The organism is Celerinatantimonas yamalensis (assembly GCF_046054155.1).
Classification (GTDB): domain Bacteria; phylum Pseudomonadota; class Gammaproteobacteria; order Enterobacterales; family Celerinatantimonadaceae; genus Celerinatantimonas; species Celerinatantimonas yamalensis.
This window is the reverse complement of record NZ_JBEQCT010000007.1, coordinates 180,666-196,655: the sequence shown is the minus strand read 5'-3', so window position 1 is coordinate 196,655 and position 15,990 is coordinate 180,666. Positions and strand designations below refer to the sequence as shown.

At 39.8% G+C, this 15,990-nt stretch carries 14 protein-coding genes; 7 read left to right on the top strand and 7 right to left on the bottom strand.

Annotated features, from left to right (window positions below; genetic code table 11):
• Window positions 1-144 precede the first annotated feature (144 nt).
• The 3 genes from ABUE30_RS14525 to ycaO form a co-directional block, all read right to left on the bottom strand.
• The gene (locus ABUE30_RS14525) at window positions 145-1,824 is read right to left on the bottom strand and encodes a VRR-NUC domain-containing protein (RefSeq protein WP_408624548.1); all 1,680 of its coding nucleotides are present in this window, start codon (window positions 1,822-1,824) and stop codon (window positions 145-147) included.
• Window positions 1,825-1,861: 37 nt separating this feature from the next.
• Window positions 1,862-2,761: an aspartoacylase gene (locus tag ABUE30_RS14520; RefSeq protein WP_408624547.1), complete on the bottom strand. Its 900-nt coding sequence runs from the start codon at window positions 2,759-2,761 to the stop codon at window positions 1,862-1,864.
• Window positions 2,762-3,039: 278 nt separating this feature from the next.
• The gene (ycaO, locus tag ABUE30_RS14515; protein ID WP_408624546.1) at window positions 3,040-4,797 is read right to left on the bottom strand and encodes a 30S ribosomal protein S12 methylthiotransferase accessory factor YcaO; all 1,758 of its coding nucleotides are present in this window, start codon (window positions 4,795-4,797) and stop codon (window positions 3,040-3,042) included.
• 880 nt (window positions 4,798-5,677) lie between these two features.
• Between ycaO and ABUE30_RS14510 the strand changes: the two genes are divergently transcribed.
• The 6 genes from ABUE30_RS14510 to ABUE30_RS14485 all read left to right on the top strand — a co-directional run bounded on the left by ABUE30_RS14510 (window position 5,678) and on the right by ABUE30_RS14485 (window position 9,402).
• On the top strand, window positions 5,678-5,881 hold the full coding sequence (locus ABUE30_RS14510) for a hypothetical protein (RefSeq protein ID WP_408624545.1): 204 nt from the start codon (window positions 5,678-5,680) through the stop codon (window positions 5,879-5,881).
• An 833-nt stretch (window positions 5,882-6,714) separates the two neighbouring features.
• Window positions 6,715-6,879, top strand: coding sequence for a hypothetical protein (locus ABUE30_RS14505; protein WP_408624544.1), 165 nt, complete (start codon window positions 6,715-6,717; stop codon window positions 6,877-6,879).
• A gap of 400 nt (window positions 6,880-7,279) precedes the next feature.
• Window positions 7,280-7,609 carry a DUF6916 family protein gene (locus ABUE30_RS14500; protein ID WP_408624543.1) on the top strand — a complete coding sequence of 110 codons (330 nt, stop codon included), beginning with the start codon at window positions 7,280-7,282 and terminating at the stop codon, window positions 7,607-7,609.
• A 130-nt stretch (window positions 7,610-7,739) separates the two neighbouring features.
• Entirely contained in the window at window positions 7,740-8,273 is a 534-nt protein-coding gene (locus tag ABUE30_RS14495) for a phage tail protein (protein WP_408624542.1), read from the top strand.
• A gap of 42 nt (window positions 8,274-8,315) precedes the next feature.
• Complete coding sequence (locus ABUE30_RS14490) at window positions 8,316-8,840, top strand: phage tail protein (RefSeq protein WP_408624541.1); 525 nt, start codon at window positions 8,316-8,318, stop codon at window positions 8,838-8,840.
• Window positions 8,841-8,880: 40 nt separating this feature from the next.
• Window positions 8,881-9,402, top strand: coding sequence for a phage tail protein (locus ABUE30_RS14485; protein ID WP_408624539.1), 522 nt, complete (start codon window positions 8,881-8,883; stop codon window positions 9,400-9,402).
• Window positions 9,403-9,748: 346 nt separating this feature from the next.
• On the opposite strand, the gene ABUE30_RS14480 is transcribed toward ABUE30_RS14485, so the two are convergent.
• On the bottom strand, window positions 9,749-10,246 hold the full coding sequence (locus tag ABUE30_RS14480; RefSeq protein WP_408624538.1) for a GNAT family N-acetyltransferase: 498 nt from the start codon (window positions 10,244-10,246) through the stop codon (window positions 9,749-9,751).
• A 247-nt stretch (window positions 10,247-10,493) separates the two neighbouring features.
• Between ABUE30_RS14480 and ABUE30_RS14475 the strand changes: the two genes are divergently transcribed.
• Window positions 10,494-10,661 (top strand): hypothetical protein, encoded by a 168-nt coding sequence (locus ABUE30_RS14475; protein ID WP_408624537.1) that lies wholly within the window; start codon window positions 10,494-10,496, stop codon window positions 10,659-10,661.
• 564 nt (window positions 10,662-11,225) lie between these two features.
• Here the strand turns inward: ABUE30_RS14475 and ABUE30_RS14470 are convergent.
• The 3 genes from ABUE30_RS14470 to ABUE30_RS14460 all read right to left on the bottom strand — a co-directional run bounded on the left by ABUE30_RS14470 (window position 11,226) and on the right by ABUE30_RS14460 (window position 15,789).
• The gene (locus tag ABUE30_RS14470; RefSeq protein ID WP_408624534.1) at window positions 11,226-11,435 is read right to left on the bottom strand and encodes a cold-shock protein; all 210 of its coding nucleotides are present in this window, start codon (window positions 11,433-11,435) and stop codon (window positions 11,226-11,228) included.
• Between the two features lie 726 nt (window positions 11,436-12,161).
• The gene (locus ABUE30_RS14465) at window positions 12,162-14,651 is read right to left on the bottom strand and encodes a hybrid sensor histidine kinase/response regulator (RefSeq protein ID WP_408624536.1); all 2,490 of its coding nucleotides are present in this window, start codon (window positions 14,649-14,651) and stop codon (window positions 12,162-12,164) included.
• Window positions 14,635-15,789, bottom strand: coding sequence for an acyl-homoserine-lactone synthase (locus ABUE30_RS14460; RefSeq protein ID WP_408624535.1), 1,155 nt, complete (start codon window positions 15,787-15,789; stop codon window positions 14,635-14,637). The genes ABUE30_RS14465 and ABUE30_RS14460 overlap by 17 nt, the downstream gene beginning before the upstream one ends.
• Between the last annotated feature and the right edge of the window lie 201 nt (window positions 15,790-15,990).

Sequence of the window (15,990 nt, the reverse complement as noted above, 5' to 3'; positions counted from 1 at the left end):
GTGCTTATCATGCTAACGAATGAAGTGGCGGGTGATCAATGCTTCAGCAACTTTATCATCATATCAGCGAAGTGTTTGCTTACTTCTCATGCAAAGGTAGGGGTTAACCCCTATCTTTGGGCGTTATTTATTGTCCATATGATCTTAATCAAACTCATCTTCGGGTGGGCAAAAATGAAGTGGGCTTATTTGAGCATCAGGTTGATGGCCAAGGTAGCACACGGCAACGGGTTGTTTGAGGCGCTGCAATTGTGCAATCCAGAGCAGTTGGTTGGTTTGTAATTTGTCATTCGGTCCTTTGACTTCAATCCAGCCATATTGATTGCCCTTCCAAACAAAGAGATCGGGCATGCCGGCGCGAGTTTGGCGTAGATCAAACAGTTGATAGCGTGCTAGCGCTTGCCAAATAGTCGCTGGTACTCGCTCTAATGCGCTTTGTAGTAACGTCTCTGGCAGAGCCTGCCAGTCAAACAGTGGATTGGCTAAGCCATATTTAGTGCGATAGCGTGTCTGAATGGTGTGAGGCCATGATGGTGTTGTGATTTCGGCCAGCAATCTGTCAATCAGCGTTTGGCGTTTTTGGTAAAAATCGGCGTTGTAAAGATCGACAGGTCCAGACTGAAATGGATGAAAAAAGACACCGGGCAAGCCATCATCAAATAGTGCTGGCCAAAGCGTGAGCGCAAGGATCCCATTGATGAGCGCATTCTCGCAATGAACCCCTTGCCAACCTTGTTGCTCGAGAAGCTCAATGGCACATTGCTCCGGTGCACCTTTGCGCGGTGGTGCGGGCCAGTCGATGCGCGGGTAGTCACAGGTAGGCGGCGGGCTCAAGGGCATGTTGAGTTGTCGCCCCAGACGGTAAGTGAACTCTTGAGCAAACTGTTGCTCGCTTAAATTGATGGGGTGGTGAAGCATTGTTTGTAATAACTCAAGCGCCTGCTGCGGGGCTGTTTTCCCCAAAATCCGAGCTTGACGCTCGCGGCTAAAGGCTGACGTGCCGCGTTGATAGAGGCTGAGCGCGGTATCGAGTTTACCACGGCGCTCATACTCTCGAGCGAGAGTCTCTGTGATGCGCTGGCCGCGCCGAGCAATCGCTGGGTGTGCTGGGAAGGAGGGAAGTGCATTGACATAAGCGTCAATCGGCCAATCTCCCCCTTTGTCAAGTTCGACTATCTCATCGGCCATTTGAGCGAGCTGTAAGGCTTGCTCAATCTGTTCGCGGGTTTGATAGAGGCGGGTTTGTTGATCGAGCCTATATTGCTCATAGCGAATCAGTCGCAGATCGCTTAGGACAAAGTCCGTTAGGCTTTGCCGAGAGCTATTAAAATAGAGCAGCTCAAATAAGGCCATCCAGCCATCGTCTAGCAGTTTTATCGCTTTAAATGGCAGCGTTGGCGGCGGTGTATGGGTGAGTGCTTTAAGTAGCGCTGCCTTTTTTAAGCCATTTGAGTGAATGGGCTGAGGGAGTTGCTTCGCAAATTGGCGAAGTTCGTTCAATGTGCAAAGTTGACCGATGATTGACCAATCGCATTGGCGCTTACTACAAATCAGGTCATATGTTTGTAACTCGGCTAAGGCGTGCTCGATACTGTTGATCTCGGCATAGCGCAATTTATCTTGGCGAAAATAGGCCCCCTTGCGACATGCTAATCGTACATAGAGTTTTTGCCCATCGACTGAGAGCCGCTTGAGGGTTTGGATACGCGTGAGTTCATTGACGCTTAGTAGATCGTTATAGCGCTGCTGAACGCCATTGAGCAGTTGCCAAAAGTTGGTGAGATAGTAATCACTGGGGAGCTCTATAGTTTGCTGTATTGTCATAGTTAATCGCGCCGAGTGACCTCGGCGCTGAGCGATTTTAAGATTGGCTATAGACGTCGATGGTGACTTTTTCTGAAAGTGACATGGCTAAATTTTTATCGTAATAAGCGGCTTCATTAATAAAATTAGGGTAGACCGTTTGTTCGCCTTGATAAAGAATCACCTCATCATCGAAGGTTATATACATTGGGTCGCCTTTTTTAAGTGGCTTAAAGTCGTTATCTTCAAGATCTTTATGCACCATTGCTGCTCGTTCCCCATGCTCATCGAGTGGCACCGAGACCTCACTTAAAAAGCGATAGGCTTCAACCGATTCAGGCAGTTGCGGCAATTGATCATGATTATACAGCTCTAAAAAGTCGAGTATATGGCCCGTTAGTGTTTCCATCCACTCCAATATATCGTGGCGCAAGCACCCTTGTGGCTGTGGACCGACTTCAACGATAACGCCAAATTTACCCATGGTGGCCAGTAGATGGTGTTCATCGCGACTTTTGTGGTCTTCATCGCGAGAGATATTCACTTCAGGCATTTTGAGTTTGACGTAGCCTGCCATCAGGTTGTACATCGGATGCTGTTGTACGAGGAGCAGACAAGGGCCCATGTTGCTGGTGGTATTGTGTAAATCCAGAACAAAATCAAAATTGGGCGTTTCTTTGTGGCCCAGATAGAGACTAATCGCCTTTGCGCGCGATTGTTCATAGTTGCCAAGCGTTGGGTCGGTGAGTAAATCGGTGCGAAATTGTCGATTTAAGTCGGCATCTAAGTAACGCTTAGTCGCTTCGAAAGCTTTTGGATTGGCTAAAAGGGTACTGATTGAAAGACTTTCTCGCGCAATTTTTTCTGGGTGTTGTTGCCACTTTTTGAGTAGATAGATCCCGGAAAATTCGTTGCCATGGGTGCCACCCACGATGGCAACTGATTTAATCTGAGTCACGATTCATCCTTAGGTTATACAAAGTATACGTATCAGCTTATGATCAAAGCGCATGGCTCACAACCGATTTTTTATTCATCGATATGAATTTATATTCGATATTTGTGCTTGCTTATTTGTCTTAAGAGGTAATGTTTGTGATGGCCCTCATGAAGCAGGTGCACTGTTAACTCGACCGAGAAGGATGTGTCAGCTCTTCATGAAACGGTAAAAAAGCTGCGTGCAGTCGACATAAAAAAGCTCGGCCAAGATGGCCAAGCTTTTGCCTCGTGGGTAAATTATTGTTGTGCGTATTGGGCTTTTGCTCGCTGCAGTTTTTGATAAGTTTCAAGCAATTTTTGATGTTTAGTAAACTCAGTTAAACGATGCTCGAGCAATAGATCATACCCTTGTTTCTCTCCTTGGATATGAGCTCGCGCTAGGTTGAGATCATGTTGACCGTATAATCGTTCAAAGGCGGCTTGATAGTCATTAAAATGGCGGCCGGTTTGCTCTAATTCAAGCAATGCTTGTAAGGCATGATAAAAACGCAGTCGTAATTGCCGATCGGCACTGATCGCATTGGCGTTAAAGTCAGTGGTCCACTGCGCCCACTCGCGAGCTTGTTCATGGTCTGATAATGCTAAATAGAGTAAGCATAATAGCTCGCCGATCCGTAGCGTTGCCCACGGGCTACTTGCATCGACACTAATCCCTAAGATTTGACTAAGTGGATAAAACTCATCCAAATCTAAATGGTTTATCTCATTAATAACAGACAAGGCCAATGAGGCATTACTTGGGCTGTCGAGCCACTCACTGATGCATTCACGCAAAGTTTGCCCGCGGTTATTGTTTACAAAGGCGAGTTCGTAGACAGGATAGACCTCCGAATAGCCCGGTACTAACACGCGGCAGGCGTAAGTTTCTAGATGTGAATAATCAGCGATATAGACATCAGCACCCAGCGTGTGAAATTTATCTAATAGATGGTTAAATTCTTGCTCAGAGGTGCCAGCAAAATTCCAGTCAGTAAATGGGTAGTCAGCATGAACTCGGAACAGATCCCAACTGACTAAGCCCGATGAGTCGATAAAATGAGTTTCTAAATTACTGGGATCCGCAATATCGTCGTTATCCATACTTGGCGTTGGGAAGATATCTAAATCTTTTAAACTGCGTCCTTGTAGGAGCTCAGTGACAGTGCGCTCAAGGGCCACTTCAAAACGTGGATGGGCGCCAAATGAGGCAAAACAACCACCATTTATCGGGTTAAATAGTGTCACGCAGATAACAGGAAATTGCCCGCCTAAAGAGGCATCAAAGCAATAAATGGGAAAGCCTTCACGCTCAAGGGTAGCGATAGCTTCTTGTATGTTTGGGTAGCGCGCCATGACGGCATCGGGTATTTGGGGAAGGCTTATTGCTTCGCTAATAATGCGGTTTTTGACATAGCGCTCAAAACACTCTGATAATGCTTGGGTACGTGCTTCTGTTGGTGTATTTCCTGCCGACATCCCATTGCTAACAAATAGATTTCCGACAATATTCATCGGGATATAAGTGGTTTGTTGGTCGCGTTGACGGACAAATGGCAAGGCACAGATCCCTCGCTCACGATTGCCTGACTGCATATCGACCAAGGTGCTCATGGCTAAGTCACCATCGGGATCATAGTGATCCCAAAGCGCTTGATTCATTAAGCCCTCTGGGCGAGTTTGGCTCAAAGCAAACCATTGCTCATTGGGGTAATGAACAAACTCGCCTTGAGCGACCTTTGAGCCCAAATAAAAATCTGCAAAGAAGTAGTTACAGGCTAGACGTTCAAAGAATTCACCTAACGCACTCGCGAGCGCTGCATCACGACTTGCACCTTTGCCGTTGGTAAAGCAAGCAGGGCAGCTGCGATCGCGAATATGGACTGACCAGACATTAGGCACAGGGTTGAGCCACGATGCTTCTTCGATATCAAAGCCAAGGGTTATCAGGCGTTGTTGCATAGTGGCGATGGACGTTTCTAATGCTGCATCTTTGCCTGGAATATAAGTTTGAGTCATAAAATTACATCTGTATCACAAATTAGGCACAAGTTTAACACGTGAAATCATGAAATAGGTGAGGATGTAACAAACTTAATGATGGTTAGTTAATCATTAGTAAAGTATCGCATCAGGCTAATCAGTACAATTTATGATGCTTGTCTTCACATCTACTTGTTTATCATCATGTTAACCCATTCTGATGGCTTGATACTGGCACCTTATGCAAATAAACCAGCTCGCATGGTCATGCGTTTTACTACACGCATTTTAGTCAACCCAATTAAGCTTAATAGATCACTTTGCGACTCGGACTGTATCAATCATCAGTACCATCGGTTGAAGTTGCTCTCTACTGGGCCGATGTATCTCGCAGCCGAGTAAAGCGATGTCAGATTGTGTTATAAAAATCATTCTTTGAGTCAGGTTATATCCTATCTAATGAAGGGGCGTTCAAATGGTGGAGAACATCATTTTTCCACCTGTTGCTCATAGAAGAACATCAATTCAAATCATCACACGGAGTATATTTTAAAAGTGATAATACATAGAGCGCCCAGTTATTTTATATTATATTCATATAGTTAATATATGTTATGACTGGATTTAGTTGATTGGGAAATGATGGAAATATTTTTAAAAATAGCGGCTAGCTAGTTCTTTATAAATGAAATTTAGTTTTATTAAATAAGGTTTAAATTTCCATAAAAAATAGTTATAAATATTGATAAAAAAGATATTAATGAGTATTTTACTGATTTTGTTTATATATTTTCTATTGATTGGTTAGTTTTAAATTTAAAATCTACTGATGTAATAATTTTAGTAAGTGATGTTTTTAAATATGGTGTAATATAATTATGAATACGTAATAACTTAACATCTTGGAGCATATAACATGCTAATCTCTAAAATTAAATATATTGGGTTAATGCCGATGACTACTATGGCGTTAGTTCTTTTACTTGGTGGTTGTGCAAGTCAACCTTCATCAACAGCACAGAAGATAACACAACCGAGCTCAGTTACTGCAACACAGCAGCTAGAACCCTCATATCTTGACTTTTTGGATACAGGTGTTGAAATAGATACATACCATTAATTTAGTCGGGTTTAGATAAACAAGGATAGTTATTAACTATTTGAAAATTAAACAAAATAAGCATTAAGTAAAGCCTAAGGATAGGCCTTTACTTTATTTTTTATAGTAAAACAAAATTTCATTTTTAATATAACTAGATAACATTATTTTTATGAAAATGTGTCAAAAATAAAACACATTGTAGTTATGTGAAACTATTCAAATAATAACTTTAGATACAAATATCTCCTTGGTTTATTATGTTCCTTCATGTCTGATATTCTTTATTAAAACCAATAAAAAGTACCTGCTCACTGCTTTACTATCGGTTGATCAAACGGAATGAATTAGTTCAGTTTATGCGGAAAACTGAGGCACCAAAATGATGAACTGCATTTGCTTGGTTCACTTGGCAGCGCTTGTTGGTACATCTTTTTTAGTTCCTTTAGGTTCAGTCATAGCATCGGTAAAGCAATACAGGTAAATTCAATGTTCGACAGTGAGACAGCTAACCATGCTCCCTCAACGCCTAAAACCGCGGTAAGATACATAAGAATGGCAATTGGATCAGCATATTACCTTAGATAATAACTGCTACCACTCATCCCTAGCCGCAGACCAAAGCCCATAATCAGGCCTAATAAGGGAATGGCCAGATTGACCCCAGCCCACCCTTTACCGCCGATATAATGTCCAACAAAAAGCCATCGATCACCTGATATAGGCCCCTGAGCAACATCGCTATTATAAAAGGGAACGCAAAACGCCAAAAAGCACTAAGTCCTGATCATTGAGATATCGACAGCTATTACTTAATTTGCGAGCTCGTGGTCCAAAATTAAGAGTGGGCGATTGTGCCAGAACATATGGCTAGTGCGGATTGGTTTTATCATCAAATTAAGATCGCCAAAAGTGACGGCTTGTCCGATCTATTAATCGAGGTGGAAGCGGCAGGGCAGGCAGCCCAACGAGCACCTTTACAGATTGGCTCACCGAGCAATGCGCCATTTGACCGATAATTACCTTTGTTAAAAGCGAGCTAACGTAAACGAGTGTTGGCTTTAGCGCATCACAGAGCGTCATTCGCGCGCGCTATTTGGTTTATCTATATAGATAAAGCGGGATGATATGAGCTTGTTTGACTAAGCGCGGGAACGCGATATCAAACGTAGAAAATAATCTTTAGACGGCGGTGGATCAGATGGTTTTCGGCACCCTTTTAGTTTTAGAGGGTTGATAAATGAGCCTAATCTACGGTTTTTTGTGGGACTCATTGCAATTTATTGTGAACAGTTTAGTCGTTAGATTCTAGAATCATCAGAAGATGAAAAATGCGAGCAATGTCATTAAATAATCCTATTTTCATCTCCAAATTTGCGAAACTTAGACTATAAAGTAATAAATGATTAACTTATTTGTATGGTTATAGCTCAGGGACTAAAAATGACGATGTTGCCTACTTATGAGGAATTCAAATCGCAACTGGATAAAGAATTTATCATAAATTATGAACAAAATAAGCCACCTAAAATGTTGCTGTTAAAGAAAATCTCACCGATTGAGTCTATTGGCGGTGGATTTTCTGGCTTTGGAATGACATTTGCCGCTCTACTCGGTAATGGATATCTGATGCAAAAACAGTGGCTGATGAAAAACGAAGCGTTAGGTGATGTGAGCCTTTTCCTTGTTCCAGCTGGTCCGCAAGGTGAGTTCTTTGAATACAACGTTACATTGACCTTCAAGCAATAGATATCTGGCTTTCCTGATGTTAAGTAAGCATTGGAATCGTGAGTGACATCAATAAGCTTAATTATCTCTTGTAAAGGTGATTGTAAAGTGGAATTGGTTTGTCTTGTTCTCGAATATACAGGAGGTGATGATGAGTGAACCCTTTTTAGGTCAAATTTCTATGTTTGGCTTTAAATTTGCCCCTAAAGACTGGGCATGGTGTGATGGACGGAGTCTTTCGATTAGTCAGAATCAGGCCCTTTACGCTCTTTTAGGCGTCACCTATGGCGGTGATGGAAAAAGTTACTTTAATCTTCCCGATTTACGAGGGCGGACCCCGATTCATTGGGATGGTCGTTTTGCTTATTCATTTAAGCAAGGAATATCAGGCGGTCAAGAATCTGTTGCATTAACTGCAGAGCAAATGCCAAGTCATCACCATGCGTTCTATGCGGCAAGTGAAAATGCTGATAAAGGAACAATTAATGCTGATGTAACGGTGTTGGCACCGGCTAATAAAGATAATTTGGCTTATCCCGTTTATGGACCCGCTAATCATTTGGCACTATTAACCCACGGTAGTTGCAGTGACAGCGGCGGCGATGGGGCGCATTTAAACCTTCAGCCTAGCCAAGTGATTAACTTTTGTATTTCGTTACGCGGTGATTTCCCGATGCGAAGTTAATGAGCGGCAGTATCTGGCTATTTTGTTATTAAGGAGAGTGTAATGTCGGACCCCTTTTTGGGTGAAATTCGTATGTTTGCGGGAGATTATGCTCCGAAGGCATGGGGATTTTGCGATGGACAAATCATGAATATCGCTAGTAATGATGCATTGTTCAGCTTATTAGGAACTAGTTATGGCGGTGATGGTGTCACGACCTTTGCATTGCCGGATATGCGTGGCCGCATACCGGTTCACTGTGGTCAAGGCAATGGCTTGACCAATCGACCTCTGGGCAGTCGCTACGGTAGTGAGCGTGTACCGTTAACTGAACAACAGATGCCCGTGCATCGCCATACCATGTATGCATCGACTGATGCAGCGGTTGATAGCCAACCAGAAGGTCGTGTAACGGCTGTCGCTGACCCTGGTTTTTATAGTGAAGGGCAAAACTCATCTTTTATTGTCGATTATCCAGAGTCGGCTATGAGCGATACTGGCGAGGGGAACACGCATGACAATGTCATGCCGAGTTTGGTGATTCATTTTATTATGGCATTTAATGGCCTTTATCCACAAAGGGACTGATGCAAGCCGGTCAGTTATTGTTAATCAATAGGAGGTTTGTATGGCTGAACCATTTATCGGCGAGATCCGAATATTCCCCTATAGCTTCGCGCCCCTTGGCTGGGCATATTGTGATGGTGGGATATTATCAATTCGAGATAATTCAGCTTTATATGCTGTTTTGGGCTCTCGTTGGGGGGGGGATGGGCAAAATAGCTTTGCTCTGCCCGATCTGAGAGCTCGAGCGCCGATGCATGCTGGAAGAGGAAGTGGCTTGACCCCAAGGGGGTTGACTGAAAAGGTTGGAACGGATAGCGAGGTTTTAAATGCCAGTATGCTCCCTAAGCATTCACATCGAGTTAAAGGATATGTTTTACCCGGCGAGCAAACCGAACCAACAGATCGCTATATCGCCAATGTGAAGCTAGTTAAGGAGTATAAAAAAATTCCTTATACTGCGGTTGCAATGGCTTCATCTATGGTGGGGGATAGCGGTGAATCAGCGTATCATTCCAATTTGCAGCCTTATCTCACACTGGCATTTTGTATTGCGTTAGAGGGATTTTTCCCGTCTAGAAGCTAATTGGTTTGGGCTATTTAATCACAACGTGACTCAATATTGGGTCATTCAATGAAATATTTAGCTTAGCATTTACTTAAGTGTTGGTGCCCATGGTGTAATTTGGCCAATCGTCTATTCAATAATAGATACTATTTGGCAAAATTCGCTGGACGTTGTAGGTCGTCTAGCTATCAGTGTGGACAGATTATCTCGATGGTGCCTCGTTCATCTGAGACGGTGCGCGTTTGGTGATAGCGCTGAATTTTTAGATTCATCTGATCTAGGACTTCGTTTCGCTAGATTATTTTTAACGTATGTCTATCAATGCTGATCAATAACTGAGGCATATTTTGATGAGCATCGACTGTTAATGAGCCGTTGCGCTTCGCTGCTTCCAGACCATAAATTGATAAATATCATTCACTTCTTTGATAAACTTAAAATCTAATCGTTTATAAAGCGTTATGGCGGGGTTATTCTTTTCGACATGAATTGAGATATCGAGTTTGCGGCGAACGCCCTGTTTTTGTAGATTTTTAATCAGAATTGTACCTATTCCCCGGTTGCGATATGCCGGCAGCAGAGCGATATCGACAATTCGTATCTCAGGGCCAATATCATCCACATAGAGGCGACCTACATCAATAGACAAATATTCAATTATATAGAATTTTGCTTCTCGATAATGTTGTCTGTAGTACTGGTGTTGAGTCTCTGCTTGTGAATACAGAAAATCAGTAATTTCTTGCTCACTCCAGCCAGATGGCCGCATCTCTTCCAAGCGAGTACTAACATAAATTTTAAAACTTATGGTTATATCCGATTCATTCATGGGACGAAGCTGTATCTCTTTTGTCGTTACCATCGCTCATATCTCTGTTATCAACACAAAAATAAAAATTTTTTATACACATCTGAAACTATAGTTGAATGGACGACAAAACTCATTGATATAAAAGAAAAAATTCGATCAATTTGATGTGTGCACCGCATTATTTCATAAGCAACTTTGCGACATGATTGATTCAATACTATGCTTACGTTGATTATGCAGTGTCCAAGTGATCGGGCGTGATTTGATATAACCTGTGGAATAAAGAAAAGGAATTCTGATGAATAAATTAAGTCATGATGATGAGAAAACCACTTTAAGCGTTCTGGATGGTGAACATTTACCGAAAAAAGAATGGGTTATGCCTTATTTAGTGCTGTTATCAGCTGAACGGACTGATGGTAAAGGTACTAGCACAACAGAGGCAGGTACTACCGGTGCTAGCTAACACTTGCTAGTAAACAGATATTAGAATTCAAAAAAATTCACAATAGCTTTGAAAGTGATTGTTACTCGCTTCATGGAAGAGGGATACCTGTGAGCCATGTGATGATGTATAACTGGCGTTTATGCACGGGTAACTGGTTGGCTTTTTAGAAAATGGCCGAGCAGTCACTACTTATGTGATTGTCTGTTATATTCACGCTGTTATGACGTCTACCTTAAATCCCACTTGTCTCGAATAACACCCCTAAGACGATTATAATAATCGATTAATAAGTCTTGCTTACAAACAATAGTGTTGTTTCTGGATGGCTGATGCCACTTTAAAAGAGTCGCAGATCACTGTTGGTGACTTTAATTACATGATATGTAGGAATTTTTTTTCACACAAGATGCTTTGACAGACTGATAGGGTGTAGCTTTTATGAGTATATGGGTGCGAGCGATGCATGCGTTTTGAATGATAAAAAATAGCGCTGGATATAAATAGTTTAATGTAGGTTTGAGCTAAAACAAAAAAGGCAAATCTATGAAGATTTGCCTCTCTTTAAAACAATCGATTAGCTAATTAAATAGCAACGATGTTTTCAGCTTGTGGGCCTTTCTGACCGTTAGTCACAGTAAATTCAACCTGTTGACCTTCAGCTAAAGTTTTGAAGCCGGTGCTTGCAATTGCACTGAAATGTGCAAAGACGTCAGGACCATTAGGCTGTTCAATAAAACCAAAGCCTTTAGACTCGTTAAACCACTTAACTGTACCTTTCACTGTATTAGACATATTATCTACCTGATTAATTAAATTTAAGATTTGCCTTCCAGAGGCATGATTCGCAAAAAATAAGCTGGAACTTAGAAACTTCAGGTCGACGTGTTACGAATAAAACAACGAAATGTAGCATTTAAATTAGAGACTTCTTTCTAGCTGGTAGTAATGCTATAACAATCACAGACGGATAGCTAGCTCTATTTTAGATATTTTGAGAAAATCTGATTATTTACAATTGAGCACACTGTCGTTTGAATGTGACAAAAAGAAGATAACCTATACAGTTATGTATCATTTCTAAATATTTGACGACGGTTGTGGCTTAAAAACGGTGATTTAATCTCCTATAACCTACTGATAATAATTGATTTTATTGAGTTTATTTGTATTTTGTTATGGATAAGGCTCGCTTCTAGGCGCAATAATAGTTGACTATTGCAAGATATGAATAAGAAAACGACTTCCTTTTTATCTCAAGCCATTACTATTTATTGGTGTTTCTATGCGGTGAACACTCACATTAGTGGCGCCATCACATAAATTGACTGGTAGTCGAGTTGCCAAGTCATTATGCAATTAGCTTGCAGAGGGAAGGGAGCACACTTTGTTAAATCAGTAACAAACCCTATTTGTGCTCATTAACAGACAAACCAAGAGTGACTAGCTCTCAGGTTTTTCAAGGCATTCGTGATATTTATTTAGCTGACGGGTGTTTTCACTCGTTGCTCATTTTTTAGTTTAGTGAGCTCCAGCCTTGGTGTGTAGAGTCAGCGAGTCAGTAGCCAACCACTTAGTGATTGCCTGTTGTAACACCTGCTTATTAACGGGCTTGAGCAAACGATCATCCATCAATTGATTGATCTGATCCACTTCATTGGTATTAGATTCTCCAGACAGTGCAATAACAGGTAGTTCTGGGTGGTTTCTTTTTATCTGTAAGCAGGCATCCAGCCCATTCAATACAGGCATCTGGATGTCCATAAATACAATATCGAATTCATGTTTTTGAACAGCCTCAATGGCTTGCTGTCCGTTATGAGCTTCGACAACACTCAGTCCTAATTGCTCAAGATATAAGCGCATCAACAGTCGTTGTGATTTTTGATCGTCAGTGACAAGTGCTTTATAGGTTGGCAAATTGGGCATCGGTGGAATAGTAGAAGGGATATTGAAATCTGCGGTGATAACGGGGAACCACAATGAGAACGTTGTGAATTCTCCATATACAGAATGGCATTGGATTTTGCCGCCAAACAGTTTCATCACCCGCTGGCAGTAACTGAGTCCTAATCCTGTTCCACCACGTTTTTGATAGGTGAAGAAGTTATCAAATATACGTTGTTGGATTTGAGGTTCAATGCCAGGGCCATAGTCAGTGAAATGAACGAGATTGTAGTCGCCGAACTGTTCAAGAGAAATTGTAATTGTACTATTTGCATATTCATCAAAATAATAGATAGCATTTTTTAATAAATTAAATAGTACGAATTCGAACATTGTGATATTAACATTAATTTTAAAATCATATTGTGAAATAAACTGTATTTTATTTAATGTAGAAAAGTCACCCGCATATCGTTTTAAAGTACTTTTAATGAGTTGGCTAACAAAATATTGCTGTAGAGATGTTTTTGTTTTATCTGGTTGGGCTATATCATGCAACATTATCTCGACAAGTTGATTACCATGCTCTAAAGCTTCTTTGCAGTATTGTACTTCTTTTCTTAACTCTGTTGTGGCGCCATAGCAAATGAGTTGATTATCGATTTTTTCGATGTGAAGTTGAATTTGAGCAAGTGGATTTCGTATTTCATGGGCAATAGATTTAGCTAGTGCCTGAGATTGTTTAACCTTATATTCATTTTGAATATAGCCTTGTACTTCTTTTAGAAGCGTTTGTATGGCGGATATTTCTTCATGAGGGTATATTGCATCATTTTTTTTCTGTGGTGCTATTAATAGATGAGAAATAGAATGGTGATCGTCATAGAGAGGTAGAACCATTGCTGCTTGGTTTTCATTCATTTGTTCTTTTATTCTATTCAATAGCTTGTCAGAGGTGTTGTTGTAGTGATATGTGATTTCATCTAGCAATAATGCTGCATCATGTTTAGATAAATAATTAGTGTAGTTATTGTTATTGCTAATATCGATAATGATAACTTCTTTATTGTCATCCATATTTAATAGCTTTGAAAGTTTTTTTATTGCATTATCAGATGATTGTTTAAAGTCATTCGACAATGCTGAAATTTTTTCAATGGTTGTTTCTTTATCGCCAGTAACGAAGAGATGAATATATTGACCGATATAAGTTGTTATATTGTTCCAGTATTTTCCATATAAAAAAGAATATGCGAGTGCTGTTAATAGATACATACTATCACTGACAATATATCTCAATAGATAGATTGGAACTGTGTAGACAATAGCTGTCACAGAAAATCGAATAGCAATAAATAGGATATATTTCCAGCTATAAAATCTATTGCATGTGATCGCATAGCCAAAGCATATTAATTCTACAGATGAAAAAGCTGGCGGTAACCATGTGTAATCAAAGTTATTTAAAAAGATAGGAAAGATAATATGAAATGTTATGGTTGATAGCATAAAGGTGGTAATGCCGACTATCATGTAGTCTGATTTTATTTTTTTAACCTTATTATTCTCTTTTCTGAGCGTCATAAAATTATACAACGTTAGGGATGTAAATAAAAATAAGATAGTAAAAAATAAAGTCGTTTGATTCCCAAAGTTGATGCTAAAATCACTGGGGCCATTGATGACGACATTAGTTACTGTTATGTTTGGCATTAGATTGATATAGAAAACATAACCTGTTGCGATTGTTATAAGTGATTTTTGCCAAATTTTTATATGTCGAGATGGTCTTTTTGATGTCAGTCGGCATGAAAATAAAAAGGCCAAAGTAAAAGAGGAATAAGAGAATAAATTAGCAGCTTTTGCCATATAAACAGCCGCGTTGTTGCCATTCCAAACTAATAAATTTGTATGAAAGTAGGCATTTGATAAAATCCAAAATATTATAAATATAATGTATGAAATATACGGTGTATATAATGTTTTGAGAGCATGCCAATTTTGTTTTAAAACACATCTTGAAAAATAAATTAGCCATATTAAAATTAATAACGATACCCCAATCAATAACAATGCTTTGGGATATAAAATAGCTTGTAATATGTTTTTAGCTAAAACAATCATTTTGGCACCAAGAGTTTTTTCGTTTAATTAAGTTTTTATATTCTTTGTAATCACATTCCTGAAGATTATTATGCAAGGTCGTTATTAACCAAAAACCTTTGTAAGTTGCTGATTTGTTGTTGTTAATATTAAGGCTGCTTTTATTGATGTAACAGACGTCCTCGAATGATTTGTATAGATTAAGCATCAATGGCTGTTCAATAATGGTGCAGGCTAATTTTTTACCATAGGTATATAATTCTTGCATAATGTTTTTTTGGCACAAAAACAATATAAAAAATCGAAAATTTGTAGAACCACTGGTAGTCAGTCTTAAGACTTCACATATGGATTCTTTATCTTTTATAAGGTGGAAAAAGGTTAAGTCATTTTTGACTTCTAATATTTTTTTATAGAAAACTCCGGTGTTGTAAAGATATGGAGTTAGTTTGGTTGAGAAACATGTCTGCCACCGATTGTCACAAAAGAAAGGATCAAAACTAAGCCAGTTAGATCTTTCATGCCAATGTTGAATTAACGCTGATGAAACAATAATTCGTTGACCTATCTTATTCGTGTGATATAGCAGGAAATGGCTTCCTTGCTGAGATAATTCGATTAAAAAAAGCATCTCATACCATTTTTTTTCAATGATAAACAAGTCGATGTTGATGAGTTTTATAGCATTTACGAGAGAAAGTGCCTGAGGGCAATGGAGTGTATAAAATACTCTAGAGTCTAATTCTATCCTGTCAACAATCTCAGATTGATATTGATATTCGTCAATCGGTAGATTATTGCGCTGTAAAAGAGGAAAACTATTTTGGCTATCTTTTAATAAAGAAAATTTCTCATAATGTGCCCAACAGGCTAAGATATTGCCAAAGTGTTTTATGGCCTTTTTTTCGAGCCAATGCCAATCTTCAGTCAATTCATACAGTGAGTTCTGTTGAATATGTTCAATCACTTGCGGATGTTCGAATAGATGGGCAAGGTTACCATTGACTAAATTAGGAAAACATTTGGTTAAGTCTTGTTTTCTTATTTCCACCAACTGTTTAAATCCAGTTATAGTTGTATTGTTGTTAAATTTTTCTTCAAGGCTTTCAAATAGTTGTTCAATCGTTGATGGTTGATCAACCCATGTTGGGTTATACATTTAACCCTTCTCCTGACAAAAAAAGATGATAGCAATACAAAAATATCACTATTTAACTCAACTTACGATCTACCTGACTCTTTATTTTTCATACGTTGAATGATGAACAACTAGCAATTCTATTGGAATGATTAGCGACTAACTTCAAAGGTAGTCGTATTTTTGTGTGGGTCAATTGCAATTTTAAGCTAAAAGTGAACG